Below are 13,793 nucleotides of genomic sequence, written 5' to 3'. Positions count from 1 at the left end.
GTGGACGGGACGGGCGGCGCGGAAGGGTTCAGGTCTTCACGGATCCCTCGCCCACTCCCTTGAAGAAGAAACGCTGGAGGGCGAGGAAGAGCAGCAGCATCGGGACGAGGGCGGCCATGGCGCCGGCGGCGACGATCCGCTGGTCGCTCGTGGTGGTGGCGCCGGCCAGGGTCTTCAGACCGAGCTGGAGGGTGTAGTGGTCGCTGTCGGTGAGGACCAGCAGGGGCCACAGGAAGTCGTCCCAGGCGCCCATGAAGCTGGTGATGCAGACGACGGCCAGGGCTCCCCGGGCGGCCGGGAGGAACACCCGGGTGAAACGGGTCCACTCCCCCGCGCCGTCCAGGACCGCGGCCTCCTCGATCTCCTTGGGCACGGCGAGGAAGGCCGCCCGCATGATCATGATGTTGAGCACGGAGACCGCGCCGGGCAGCCAGACCCCGACGAGGGTGTCGACCAGGCCCATCTCGCGGACGGTGAGGAACATCGAGATCATCACGGACTCGAAGGGGAACATCAGGGTCGCCACCAGGACGGTGAAGACCGTCCTGCGGCCCTTCCAGGCGGCCCGGGAGAGGGCGTAGCCGCCCATCGCCGCGAACAGCGTGTTGGAGGCGACCGCGAGCAGCGCCACCACCAGGGTGTTGCCCACGTACTGCGCGAGCGGGAAGGACTCGGCGACGCGCAGGTAGTTGTCGAGGGTGGGCCGCGAGGGCAGCACGCCGTCGTACACGTTCTCGGTGCGGCCGCGGACCGAGGTCAGGAACTGCCAGGCGATCGGCCCGAGCATCAGCACGAGGGTGAGCAGGAGCACGGCGTACCGGGCGGCGAGGCCGGCCCGGCGGCGCCCGCGGCCGGGCCGGGTGGCGCGGGTGGCGCGGGTGGCGCTCAACTCTCGTCCCCCTTCGACAGGCGGCGGCCCAGCAGGCTGAAGACCAGGGTCAGGAGGAACAGCAGGAGGGAGATGGCGCAGGCGTAGCCGGTCTCCCCGGCGAAACCGAGGCCGACCTGGCGGATGAGGAAGGGCAGGGTGCGGGCGCCGCCGCCGGGGCCGCCGCTCTCGCCGCCGAGGATGTAGATCTCGGTGAAGACGCGCAGCGCGGAGATCGCGGAGAGGGTGCCGACGAGCAGCATCATCGGCTTCACCTGGGGGACGGTGATGCTGAAGAAGCGGCGGACGGGGCCGGCTCCGTCGAGGGCGGCCGCCTCGTGGAGGGAGGCGGGGACGTTCCCGAGTGCCGCCAGGTAGAAGACCATGTAGTAGCCCAGGCCCTTCCACACGGTGACGAGCATCGCGGAGACCAGCAGCATGGTGCTGTCGGTGAGGAAGGGGATCGGCTCGGAGATGACGCCGATCGCCTCGAAGACGGTGTTGACCAGTCCGTCGCTGCGCAGCACCCACTGCCAGATCAGCCCGACGACGACGGCCGAGGCGATCACCGGGGTGTAGAAGGCGGAGCGGAAGAGGCCGATCCCGGGGACCTTCGTCTGGACGAGGACCGCGAGGGCCAGCGGCAGGAGGACCAGGCAGGGGACGACGACGGCGAGGTACAGGACGCTGTTGCCGGTGGCGGTCCAGAAGTCCGGGTCGGCGAAGGCGCGGGTGTAGTTGTCGAAGCCGACGAAGGAGCCCCCGCGCAGGATCCGCGCGTCGGTGAAGGACAGGACGACGGTGTTCAGGAACGGCCAGAGGCTGAACAGGGCCACCATCACCAGGCCGGGGGCGAGGAAGAGGTAGGGGGTCCACCACGCGCGGTGGACCAGGCCCGTGTCGGCCTCCATCGCCCGTTCCGCCTTGCGCAGGCGTCTTCTGCCGCGGCGAGTGTCCGGCACGGCGGCGGGGGCAGCCGTCACTTGCGCGCCCCGGCGGCCAGCAGCCGGTTGGCCTCCTCCTGGGCCTTGCGCACCGCCGTCCGGGCGTCCTGTTCGCCCGTGATGGCCTTCTGCACCTCGCGCACCACCGCGTCGCCGACCTGGTTGGTCCACTGGACGGGGGTGTTGGCGTCGAGGCCGGCCGTCCTCAGCTGTTCGGCGCCGATCGCGCGGGCCAGGGTCTCGGCGTCCTTGCCGTCGCCCCGGTCCGCGAAGCGCGGGTCGGCCAGGCCCTTGGCGTTGGAGGGGTAGATGGTGGCGTTCCTGGAGAACTCCACCTGGTTGGGGCCGTTGGTGACCCACTTGGCGAACTCGGCCGCCGCGTCCGGGTGCCGGGTGTCCTTGCGGATGCCGAGCGACTGGGCGTAGATGCCGATGTGGCCGAGCCTGCCGGTGACGGCGCCCGCGACCCCGGTGAGCTCGTAGACCTGCGGGGCGTTGTTCCTGATGTCCCTGACGAAGCCCGGGGAGCCGGGGCCGAAGACGAGTTTGCCCGCGCCGTAGAGCTGGTTGATGTCGTCGGCCTTCAGGAGGGACTCCTTGGGCATGGCGCCCTTGGCGTAGAGGTCCTTCATCCGCTCGACCCAGGCGACGGCCTGGCCGGTGTCGAAGGTGAACCGGTCCTGTCCGCCGTTCAGGAGGGGGACGCCCATCTTCTGCCAGTCGCCGGGCAGCCGGCCCTTGGGGTCGGCCATGAAGGCCGCGTACCGGCCACCGGACCGGGCGGCGATCTGCTCGGCGTAGTCGAAGAACTGCTCGACGGTGGTGGGCGGTTGGGCGGGGTCGAGGCCCGCCTTCGCGAAGAGGTCCTTGTTGTAGGTGAGGATCTCGGGGGTCACGTACCAGGGGTAGGCGTACACGCCGTCGCCCTTGCCGGGCAGCTTGAACTGCTCCCAGGCGCCCGGGACGTACTCCTTGGCCGCCTCCCCGTCGAGCCGGGCCACGTCGGCGAGCATGCCCCGGTCCCCGAGGAGCTGGAAGGAGTCGGTGGAGAGGTTCACCACGTCGGGCAGGGCCCCGGCCTGGGCGTCGGCGACGAGCTTCTCGTTGTAGCCGTCGCCCGGGACGTCCTCCCATTTCACCTTGGCGTCGGGGTACTTCGCCTCGAAGGCGTCGATGACGCCCTGGACGTAGCCGGTGAACTTCGGCTTCAGCTGGAGGGTCCGGAAGGTGATCTCCCCGGACACCTCGCCGGTTCTGCGCGCCTCCCCCGCATCGGCGCCGCCCCCGCTCAGACCACATCCGGAGGCCGCCAGGAAAGTGCCGGCCACCAGCGTGGCGATGGCCGTGCGGGTCACGCGGGAAGGAGTCATGGTCGCCGCCTTCGGGGGAGGTTCCGGCTTCGCTGCCGGAGGGCGGTGCCCACGCTGACCGCACGGCGGTAGGCCGTCAACGCGGCCTCGCCGGCGATGGCCTAAAGCGGTTTATCACCGTTACCGCACCACCGCCCGGGCGGGCCGGCGCCCGGTCCCCCGCCGCCCCGCCCGCCGCAAAAACCTTTGCGGCGTACGGTGATCACCGCCTAGGTTCGTGGACGACCACGACGTGTAGCTCAGCAGCAGAGCGCCGGGCTTCTACCCGGAGGGCGCAGGGGCGGAACCTGCCACGTCGGCCATGAACGCACACGCTGACAAGCAGCCTCCGAACCCGTCCGAGCCCGGCTCCGTTCCCGGGCCCCGGCCCGTGGCCGTGTCCCCGTCCTACGCGGCGGGCCGGCTGGCCCAGGCCCTGCGGACCTCGCGCACCCACGAGGACACCGCCACGCGCGAGCGGGCGCAGTCCCGCATCCGCCAGTGGCAGAACGTCCTGTCCGGCATCGCCGACGGCTCCCTGGCCATCGGGTCCCGCACCCCGGTCGCCGCGCTGCCCGCCTGGGTCACCCCGGAGGTGGTCACCGGAGGCTTCGCCACCGGCGCCGCCTCCGCCGGCGGGCCGCTGCTGCCCTACGAGGAGGAGGCCGCCCGGCTGGCCGGCGTACCGGCGACCCGCGCGGAACTCTTCGCGCACTTCCTCACCGAGGACGGCCTGCTGCGCCTGTGGTCCCTGCTCGACAGCGGCTGCTACGAGGTGCGCGTGCCCGAGGAGGCCGCGCTGGCGACGGTGGCGTGGCTGGTGCGCGCCGGGGACTTCGACTCCGCGGCGGAACTCGTCACGGTGATCCGGCCCTTCGCCGACCGGCTGCGCTTCGCCCCGCGCCCGACCGGCCGGCCCGCGCCCGGGGTGGACTCCGTGCACCGCCGGACCGTCGGCGAGGCCACGGCGGCGCTCGCCCGCCGGGGGCCCAACGCCGCCGTGGAGACCCAGCGCGAGGCCCTGTCCGTGTGGCGGCCGTTCGAGGACGAGCTGCTCGCCCACCGGCTCCGGGCCCACTCGGGCGCGCCCGGCTGGCACGCCGAGGGCGCCGGACTGCTGGCGCGCTACCGGACGCTCGCCGCCGCGCACACCCGGTGCACCAAACACCTGGACCCGAAGTCGAACGCCGCCATCCTGCGCCGCGCCCTCGAGGAGGAGGTCGCCGGCCGCGAGCCGGCGCCCCGCCTGGCCGGTCTGCTGCGGGTCGCCGTCGCCTCGATGCTGGCCAAGCGCGGCACGCCCGGTTCCCCCGGGCACATCCGGCTCCGGGAGGTCCAGGCCCGCCAGGCCGCGCTGCCCGCGCACCACGCGCTGGCCGGCCTGGTGCTGAGCCGGATCTCGGGGCTCGACCAGGGCGCCGGAACCCCGGACACCGAGAGCCCCCTGGCCCCGGTGAGCGCCGAGGAGGCCCGCGGGAGCGGCCTGCCCGAGGGCGCACGGATCCCGCCGGCGGTCGGCGCGAGCGTCCGGGCCGCCCTCAGCGCCCCGCTGGAGGTGCTCGTGGACCGGGGGGTGGTGCCGTCGGCCGAGGTGCTGGCCGAGCTGGTGCCGCAGCTCGTCGCCGCGGTCACCGCCGAGCGGTACGCCGACGCGCCGCTGCGCACCCTCATGGCGGCGACGTACCGCGCCTTCCGGGGCCGCCGCTCGCTGCTCCTGCTCAACCTGCAGAGCCAGGTACGGATCGAGGAACTGCCCTGGCTGCGGGCGGTCTCCGGCCATCAGCGCACCGGCGGCGCCGACCCCGAGCCGGCCCACGAGGCGCTGCGCCGGCTCGGCGGGCTGGCCGTGCGGGCCTTCCCCGGCACGGTGCTGCCCAACCCCCTGGTCCGTGAGCTGGGGCAGCTGGCCCGGCAGGCCGAATTGGGCGCGCCCTTCGTGGAGGAGCTCGCCGCCGACATCTTCATGGGGACCTTCAGCCCGAAGTTCCTGGTCGCCGCGCGGATCGCCGCCGAGGTCCTCGAGGGGAGCCTGTACGAGCGCTACTACGGCATCGACTACGCCGGGCTGCGCCGGATGGCGGTGGCGCAGGCCGCCGACTCCGCGCGGCGCGGCCACCCGGCCCGCACCGCGGCGGAGTTCGCGCAGCTGTGCGCCGAGCGCGCGGACACCGGGCACGCCTGGTCGACGGCGGCGAACGGCAAGGTGATCGAGCAGGCCCAGATCCTGACGACGCACAACCTCGCCACCCTGGCCGGGCGGGCCGGGGTCGCCCCGGAGTCCGGCTGGGCGGAGCCCGCCCGGGCCTGCTTCACCACCGTGTGCCGGCTGGTGGCCCGGGTGGAGGGCAACCCGCGCCCGCTGTCCACCATCAAGGACGCGGCGTACGCGTGGCGGCAGATGCTGTTCCACCTGTCGCTGTGCGATCCGGCGGAGCAGTCGGCCGTGCTGGCCTGGATCGAGGCGGAGTCCGCGCTGCGTCCGGCGCACGTGCGGGCCCGGCTGGCGCCCGCGCTGGCCGGTCTGCGCCTGGTGGCGCGGGGCGGCTCCTTCGGCGCGGACGGCACCGCCGACGGGGGCCGCGCCCGCCGGCTGCTGGGCTGGAGCACGGACGGGCACTGGATGCGCGTGGTCCGGGCGCCGGAGCCGGGGCGGTTCCACCCCCAGGGGTGAACCGGGTGCCCCGTACGGGTCCGGGGCGGCGTGGCGTGCGTACGCCCGGTAGGGGGAGTCATAGGACGGCCGTATGGATCTTGACTCCCCCTCCCTGAACCCTTCGAACTCCCCTTCCCCCGCGCGCCGTACGGTCCTCGCCTCCACGGCCGCCGTCGCCGCGGCGGCGCTCACCGGCGCCGCCGCACCACCGCCCACGGCCGCCGCACCCGCCGTCCCCGCCGCGCGGCCGGGGCGGGAGACCCCGGACGAGGTCGAGTACGTGGTGATCGGCTCGGGCCCCGGGGGCGGCAGCGTCGCCGCCAACCTGGCCGAGGCCGGCCACTCGGTGCTGGTCCTCGAAGCCGGTCCCGCGCACGGCAACGAGACGTACTACGACGTCCCCGCACTGCACCTGAAGGCCGCCACCGATCCCGAGATCAGCTGGGACATGTGGGTGCGCCACTACACCGACGACGCGGCGCACGGCAGCCAGTGGGTCGACGGCAAGGGCATCCTCTACCCCCGGGCCGCCACCCTCGGCGGCTGTTCCGCGCACAACGCCACCATCCTGATGTACCCGGAGCACACGGACTGGGCGTACATCCGTGATCTGACGGGGGATTCCGGCTGGGATCCGAAGGTCATGTGGGACACGCACTGGAAGAAGGTGCTGTCCTGGCAGCCGGTGGAGGAGTCCAGTCTCCTGCTGGCCCTGCGCGACGCCTTCCTCGACAAGCTCTCGCTGGCCGCCAAGGCCGAACCTCTGCCCCCGGGCACCGTCGCCGCGGCCACCGACACGGACGTCAACTCCCGGACCAATGTGGACCGCAGCTCCCAGGGCGCCTTCTCGACGCCGATGACGGTCCGCGCGGGGCGCCGGCACGCGGTGCGCGAGCGGCTCCTCGACGTGCGCTCCCGGTACGCCGCGAAGCTGGCCGTCGCCACGGACGCGCTCGCCGAGCGGATCGTGTTCGAGGAGCGGCAGGGCGAACTGCGGGCCACCGCCGTCGAATACCTGTCCGGACGGCACCTCTACCAGGCGACCCCCGGCGCCGCCCCCCGGTCCGCCGCCGAACGGGACGGGATGCGGCGCACCGTCCGGGTGACGCGCGAGGTGATCGTCGCGGGCGGCGCCTTCAACACGCCCCAGCTGCTGATGCTGTCGGGCATCGGCCCCCGGGAGCACCTGGCGGAGCACGGCATCACCCCGCTGCTGGACCTGCCCGGCGTCGGCGCCAACCTCCAGGACCGCTACGAGGTGTCGGTGGTCTCCGCGCTCAACCGGGACTTCACCGCCCTCGCGGGATGCTCCTTCCAGGACCGGGGCGACCTCTGCCTGACCGAGTGGCGCAACTCGCCGACGCCCTCCGCGACCCCGTACGGGGCGAACGGCGTCGTCACCGGCATCAAGCGGCGGGCCTCCAAGGGGGCGGCCCATCCGGAGCTGTTCGTCTTCTGCGCGCCGGGGAACTTCGCCGGGTACGTACCGAAGTTCGACGAGCTGGCGGTGCGCGACAAGAGGCACTTCTCCTGGCTCGTGCTCAAGGGCTACGCGGCCGACCGCGCCGGGACCGTACGGCTGTCCTCGGCCGACCCGACCCGCCAGCCGGTGATCAACTTCCGTTCCATGGACGACGGGAGGGCCGGGGACGCGGACGTGGCCGCGATGATCGAGGCGGTCCGCTCGATCCGCAGCATCAACGCCAAGGCGGGCTTCCTCGACTCGGTGCGGGAGGAGGTCCCCGGCCCCCGGGTGAGCACCGACGCGCAGCTGGCGGCCTGGATCAGGAAGGAGGCCTGGGGCCACCACGCCTCCTGCACCGCCGCGATCGGTCCGGCGGGCAAGCGCGGTTCCGTCCTGGACGGCCAACTGCGGGTGCACGGAACCTCCAACCTCCGGGTGGTCGACGCCTCCGCCTTCCCCCGCATCCCGGGCCTCTTCATCATGGCGCCCACCCTGGTACTGGCGGAGAAGGCCAGCCAGGACATCCTGCGGGCCGCGCGCTGAGCCGGCCCACCTGAGCCGTTAACACGCGGAGCGGGCGGCTGCCAGGCCTTCACCGGCGTCCGACCCGAACGGATCATGGATTTTGCCTTGATGAACGCAATGTGATGGATTGATCACCCACTGTTTCCGCCTGCTCCGCGAAGGAACGCCCATGCGCACGGTCCGAGAGTCGGTCATGGATGTCCTCCGAGCCCGTGGGATGACCACGGTCTTCGGCAACCCCGGATCGACCGAACTGCCCATGCTCAAGCAGTTCCCGGAGGACTTCCGCTACGTTCTGGGGCTCCAGGAGGCCGTGGTCGTCGGCATGGCCGACGGCTACGCCCTCGCCTCCGGCACCACCGGCCTGGTCAACCTGCACACCGGCCCGGGCACGGGCAACGCGATGGGCGCGATCCTGAACGCCCGCGCCAACCGCACCCCCATGGTCGTCACCGCCGGCCAGCAGGTCCGCGCCATGCTCACCATGGAGGCCCTGCTGACCAACCCCCAGTCCACCCTCCTGCCCCAGCCCGCCGTGAAGTGGGCGTACGAGCCCCCGCGCGCGGCGGACGTCGCACCCGCCCTCGCCCGCGCCGCGCAGATCGCCGAAACCCCGCCGCAGGGCCCGGTGTTCCTCTCGCTGCCCATGGACGACTTCGACGTGGTGCTCGACGAGACCGAGGACCGGGCCGCCCAACGGACCGCGGCCCGCACCGTCACGCACGCCGCCGCCCCCTCCGCCGAGGTGGTCCGGCAGCTCGCCGCGCGCCTGGCCGGCGCCCGCAGCGCCGTCCTCGTCGCCGGCAACGACGTGGACGCCGCCGGAGCCTGGGACGCCGTCGTGGAACTGGCCGAGCGCACCGGCCTGCCCGTCTGGTCGGCGCCCACCGAGGGCCGGATCGCCTTCCCCAAGTCCCACCCGCAGTACCGCGGCATGCTGCCCCCGGCCATCGCGCCGCTGACCCGCTGCCTCGAGGGCCACGACCTGGTCCTGGTGATCGGCGCCCCGGTGTTCTGCTACTACCCCTACGTCCCCGGCGCCTACCTGCCCGAGGGCGCCGAGCTGGTGCAGCTGACCCGGGACGCGGAGGAGGCGGCCCGCGCCCCCGTCGGGGACGCGCTGGTCGCCGACCTCGCCCTGACCGTACGGGCCCTGCTCGCGGAGCTGCCCCCACGCGAGGGCTCGCCCCGGGCCGGGCGGATCGAGCGGGCCGAGTCCTTCGAGGAGGTCGACGGGGTGCTCACCCCGCTCGCCGCGATGACGGCCATCGCGCAGGGCGCCCCCGCGAACACCCTGTGGGTCAACGAATCCCCGTCCAACCTGGGCCAGTTCCACGACGCCACCCGGATCAGCACCCCGGGCTCCTTCCTCTTCACGGCGGGCGGCGGTCTCGGCTTCGGCCTCGCCGCGGCCGTGGGCGCCCAGCTCGGGGCCCCGGACCGGCCCGTGGTCTGCGTCATCGGCGACGGCTCCACCCACTACGCCGTGCAGGCGCTGTGGACCGCGGCCGCCTACAAGGTCCCCGTCACCTTCGTCGTGCTGAGCAACCAGCGCTACGCGATCCTCCAGTGGTTCGCCCAGGTGGAGCAGGCCCAGGGCGCCCCCGGGCTCGACATCCCCGGCCTGGACATCGCGGCCATCGCCACCGGCTACGGGGTACGCGCCCACCTGGCGACCGGCTTCGGCGAACTGGCCAAGCTGGTGCGGGAGTCGGCCCTCCAGCAGGACGGCCCGGTGCTCATCGACGTACCGGTCACCACCGAGCTCCCCACCCTGTAGCCCCCGACTCCGCTCCGCCACACCCCCGTTCCACCGCGCCCCGTTCCACCGCACCGCCTCGGAAGGCCGGCATGTCCCCCACCACCGACACCCCCCTCCTGCTCAGCAGGCTCCGCTCCGCGCTCCCCCCGGAAGCCCTGCTCACCGACCCGGCGGAACTCGCCGCGCACTCCCGGGACTCCGCTCCCTTCTCCGAGTGCGGAACCCCGGCCGTGGTCGCCGTCCCGCGCACGGCCGAACAGGTCGAGCACATCATGCGGACCGCCTACGAACTGGGCGTCCCCGTCGTCCCGCAGGGCGCCCGCACGGGCCTGGCCGGCGCCGCCAACGCCATCGACGGCTGCGTGGTGCTGTCCACCGCCGCGATGGACGAGATCCTGTCCATCGACCCCGCCAACCGCCTGGTGCGCTGCCAGCCCGGGGTCACCACCCGCCGCCTCGCACAGGCCGTGGCCGAGCACGGGCTGACGTACCCGCCGGACCCGGCCTCCTGGGAGCGCTGCACCATCGGCGGGAACATCGCCACCGGCGCGGGCGGCATCTGCTGCGTGAAGTACGGGGTCACCGCCGACTACGTCCTCGGGCTGGACCTCGTCCTGCCCGACGGGCGGCGGATGCGCACCGGCCGGGACACCGCCAAGGGCGTCGCCGGATACGACCTGACGCGCCTGATCGTCGGCTCGGAGGGCACCCTGGCGGTGGTCGTCGGCGCCACCCTCGCACTGCGGCCCGCCCGGCCCCCGGCGCTCTCCCTGCTCGCCCAATTCCCCAGCCTGACCGCCGCCGGGGACGCCGTCGCCGCGATCACCGCCGCCGGCCACACCCCGTCCGCGCTCGAACTCCTCGACCGGGCCACCACCGAGGCCATCGTGGAACTCGGCCACCCGCTGCTGCGTCCCGGCAGCGCCGCCACCCTGATCGTCGAGAGCGACTCCGCCGACCCCGCGCCGGACCTTGCCGCCATGGCGGTCCTCTGCAGGAAGGCGGGCGCCCACGAGGTGGCCACCTCGGCCACCAGCAAGGAGGCGTACGAGATCATCGAGGCGCGCCGCCTGGTCAGCCCGGCCATCGGCCGTTACATGGCCTCCCGGGGCGGCGGGCTCACCGCCTTCATCGAGGACGTCGCGGTGCCCCGTACCGCGCTCCCCGAGCTGATCGGCCAGATCGAGGTGATCGCCGAGCGCTACGGGCTGAAGATCTTCACCCTCGGCCACGCCGGTGACGGCAACCTGCACCCCACGGTCGTCTTCGACGAGTCCGACGCGGACGAGTTCCGCCGCGCCCAGGAGGCGTACGACGCCATCATGGCCGCCGGCCTCGAACTGGGCGGTACGACCACCGGCGAGCACGGCATCGGCACCCTCAAGCGGGAGTGGCTGGAGCGCGAGCTGGGCCCCGTCTCCCTGGAGCTCCAGCGCGGCCTCAAGCGGCTGTTCGACCCCAAGAACCTGCTCAACCCCGGCAAGGTGGTCACGGCATGACCCAGTCCATCGAGGCCCCGGGCACCACCCGGGACGAGACGCCCGTACTGCCCCCCGTCCGGGCCGGCCTGGCGGAGACCGTCCGCTTCGTCGCCACCCACACCCTGCCCGTCTTCGTACGCGGCGTCGCCAACCCCCGGTTCCCGGTCATGGCGCTGTACTCCCGCGTGAACCAGCCCGCCTGGTCGAACGCCACCCTGCGGGCGATGAAGGCCCGGCACGGCGGCGCGCCCGTGATGGTGCGCGCGCTCTCCGGCGAGATGCTCGTCCTGTTCGACCAGGCCGACATCCGGCGCTTCTTCGAGGAGCCGGTCTCGGACCTCTCCATGGACGCGGACGACAAGTACGACAGCCTGTCCGTCTTCGAACCCACCGGGGTGATCTGCTCGCACGGCCAGGTGCGTGAGGACCGGCGCCGGGTCAACGACCGCGCGCTCGCCGCCGACCAGCCGGTACACCCCTCCTGCGGGGAGTTCCGGACCGTCGTCGAGGAGGAGTGCAGGAGGCTCACCGACCGCACGGTCGTCGACTTCCCGCTGCTGTGGAAGACCCTGACCCGCATCTCCCGGCGGGTGGTCCTCGGCGACCAGGCGTCCGACGACCAGGAGCTGTCCGACTGGCTCGCCACCCTGCGCGGCCAGGCCAACTGGATGGGCCGCAGCAAGCCGGAGGCCGCCAAGGCGCTCTACTCGAAGATCGAGGCCCGGATCACGCGGTACGCGGCCGACGCGCCCGCGCACACCCTGGCCGCCCGCGCGCTGAGCGAGCCCGCCCCGGAGGGCACCGACCCGCTGGGCCAGACCCACCACTGGCTGCTGGGCATCGACCTCGCCGCGCCCGTCGTCGCCCGCACCCTGCTGCTGCTCGCGCACCACCCGGCCGAGCAGGAGGCCGCGCACGCCGAGGCGGCCGAGGGCGTCCCCGGGCTGCCGCGGCTGCGGGCCTGCCTGGAGGAGTCGGTGCGGCTGTACCCGATCGTCCCCGACCTCGTACGGGTCACCCGTACCGAGACCGAGTGGCGCGGGGTGCGCTACCCGGCCGGCACCAACGTCCTGGTGCCGATGGGCTTCCACCAGCGCGACCCCGCACAGGTCGACGGCGGGCACCTCTTCGCTCCGGGCCGCTGGCTGACCCCGGGCGTGCACGCGGACACCCGCGTGGCCCCGTTCAGCCACGGCGGCGCCCGCTGCCCCGGCGAGTACGTCGCCCTGCTGCTCACCTCTCTGGTCTGCGCCGAGGTGCTGCGCGGCCACCGCCTCACCGGGGCCCGTCCGGTGCTCGACCCGGGGCGTCCGCTGCCGGGGATCCTCGACACGGCCGCCATCCGGCTGCGCCTCGGCCGGCTGTAAGGGGGAAGCACCGTGTCCGAAACCGACGCGTCCGTCACCCAACCGGACGTCGCCTCCCTGCACCACGTCTGCCGCGAGCTGGCCGAAGCCGCCGACGCGGTGCGCGACGCCGCGCGCTACGCCTCCCGGATCGCCCTCGGCCCCCGCCTGCCCCTGGTGGCGGCCGGCCCGCGCCGGGCCCGCGCCGCCCAGCGCGACCTCCTGCGGACCCTGACGGATCCCAGGGGTCTGGGCTGGGCGCCGCAGGGGAACACCCCGCTCGCCGGCGCCCTCTGGCTGGCCGGGGTGCTCACCAGCCGGGAGAGCCTGGCGGTCAGCCTCGCCGTCACCGGCCTCAAGGCGCGGATCCGGGCGGCCGCCGTGCGCCACCCGGAGCTGCTGGACAACCCGACCACCTCGCGGGTGCTGCGCGCCATCGACGAGGACCGCCAGGCCGAGGCGGTACGGGTGTTCAGGGGGCTGCTGACCGAGAAGGGCGCGGAGTACGCCCTCGCCCTGCTGGCGCCTTCCTTCACCGACATCATGGCCTGGAACGCGCTGACCGACGAGAACCCCTTCAACGACACCGCGGGCTGGCAGATCGCCACCGGCCGGCCCCTGACCTCGGACTACTTCGCCGGGGTCAGCACCACGGTCTGGGCCTTCCTCAACCGGGGCCGCGGCCGCGCCGAACCGCACAGCCCCTCACCCGGGCTGCTGGGCAGCATCGACACCTCGGGCACCATCGTCGGCTACGTCCGCAACATCGACCGGATCGGCACGCGCGGCCTGCTCCTCGTACAGCAGGTCGCCGGACCGGACGGGGTCCGCCGCTACGTCGTCCAACTGGCCGGCATGGGACCCACCTTCAACCAGGAGAGCCCGCAGGACCTCCTCGGCGGCATCGACGCGCTGGGCTCCATCGACACCACGTACACCCGCGCGGTGGTCAGGGCCCTGCGCCGGCTCGTCCCCTCCGGTTCGCAGATCGCGCTGGTCGGCCACAGCCAGGGCGGGATCACCGCGATGAACCTGGCGGCGAGCCGGGACTTCAACGCGCTGTACACGGTGACGCACGTGGTCGCGATCGGTTCGCCCATCGACCAGAAACGGGCCGCCGATCCGCGCACCCGGGTGCTGTCCCTCGTCAACGAGCACGACATCGTGCCCAGCCTGGAGGGCCGCTCCGCGGTCTCTCCGTACGAACTGCCGCCCGAGTTCACCGAGTTCAGCTGGACGGACGACACCCAGGCCTTCCCGCTCTGCCATGCCGCCGAGCGGTACGCGCACAACCTCGAACACGATGTCCCCCACGCGCGCTCGCACGTCGACTCCGAACTCGCCGCCTTCCGCGGCCGGGTCACCGGCACGCACCTCTTCTCCCTCCACGACCGCTGAGG

The 13,793-nt window shown here is 73.5% G+C and carries 9 protein-coding genes and 1 tRNA gene; 7 read left to right on the top strand and 3 right to left on the bottom strand.

What is annotated here, in order from left to right; all coding sequences use genetic code 11:
- Positions 1–28: 28 nt before the first annotated feature.
- From OOK34_RS34760 to OOK34_RS34750, 3 genes are all read right to left on the bottom strand, one after another.
- On the bottom strand, positions 29–889 hold the full coding sequence (locus OOK34_RS34760; protein ID WP_267038158.1) for a carbohydrate ABC transporter permease: 861 nt from the start codon (positions 887–889) through the stop codon (positions 29–31).
- Positions 886–1,779, bottom strand: a complete 894-nt coding sequence (locus OOK34_RS34755) for a carbohydrate ABC transporter permease (RefSeq protein ID WP_267038237.1) — start codon at positions 1,777–1,779, stop codon at positions 886–888. The genes OOK34_RS34760 and OOK34_RS34755 overlap by 4 nt, the downstream gene beginning before the upstream one ends.
- Positions 1,780–1,847: 68 nt before the next feature.
- Positions 1,848–3,182, bottom strand: coding sequence for a sugar ABC transporter substrate-binding protein (locus tag OOK34_RS34750; RefSeq protein ID WP_267038157.1), 1,335 nt, complete (start codon positions 3,180–3,182; stop codon positions 1,848–1,850).
- A gap of 228 nt (positions 3,183–3,410) precedes the next feature.
- Here OOK34_RS34750 and OOK34_RS34745 point away from each other — a divergent pair.
- The 7 genes from OOK34_RS34745 to OOK34_RS34715 all read left to right on the top strand — a co-directional run bounded on the left by OOK34_RS34745 (position 3,411) and on the right by OOK34_RS34715 (position 13,791).
- Positions 3,411–3,484 (top strand) — tRNA-OTHER (locus OOK34_RS34745).
- On the top strand, positions 3,484–5,832 hold the full coding sequence (locus OOK34_RS34740; RefSeq protein ID WP_267038156.1) for a hypothetical protein: 2,349 nt from the start codon (positions 3,484–3,486) through the stop codon (positions 5,830–5,832). The genes OOK34_RS34745 and OOK34_RS34740 overlap by 1 nt, the downstream gene beginning before the upstream one ends.
- A gap of 73 nt (positions 5,833–5,905) precedes the next feature.
- Positions 5,906–7,822 carry a GMC family oxidoreductase gene (locus tag OOK34_RS34735; protein WP_267038155.1) on the top strand — a complete coding sequence of 639 codons (1,917 nt, stop codon included), beginning with the start codon at positions 5,906–5,908 and terminating at the stop codon, positions 7,820–7,822.
- Positions 7,823–7,973: 151 nt separating this feature from the next.
- The gene (mdlC, locus tag OOK34_RS34730) at positions 7,974–9,584 is read left to right on the top strand and encodes a benzoylformate decarboxylase (RefSeq protein WP_267038154.1); all 1,611 of its coding nucleotides are present in this window, start codon (positions 7,974–7,976) and stop codon (positions 9,582–9,584) included.
- A 71-nt stretch (positions 9,585–9,655) separates the two neighbouring features.
- Entirely contained in the window at positions 9,656–11,065 is a 1,410-nt protein-coding gene (locus tag OOK34_RS34725) for an FAD-binding oxidoreductase (RefSeq protein ID WP_267038153.1), read from the top strand.
- Positions 11,062–12,414, top strand: coding sequence for a cytochrome P450 (locus OOK34_RS34720; protein WP_267038152.1), 1,353 nt, complete (start codon positions 11,062–11,064; stop codon positions 12,412–12,414). The genes OOK34_RS34725 and OOK34_RS34720 overlap by 4 nt, the downstream gene beginning before the upstream one ends.
- Positions 12,415–12,426: 12 nt before the next feature.
- Positions 12,427–13,791: an alpha/beta fold hydrolase gene (locus OOK34_RS34715; protein WP_267038151.1), complete on the top strand. Its 1,365-nt coding sequence runs from the start codon at positions 12,427–12,429 to the stop codon at positions 13,789–13,791.
- Positions 13,792–13,793: the final 2 nt, after the last annotated feature.

Source organism: Streptomyces sp. NBC_00091, assembly GCF_026343185.1.
In the GTDB taxonomy this organism is placed as follows: domain Bacteria; phylum Actinomycetota; class Actinomycetes; order Streptomycetales; family Streptomycetaceae; genus Streptomyces.
This window is presented reverse-complemented; position numbering and strand designations above follow the sequence as displayed.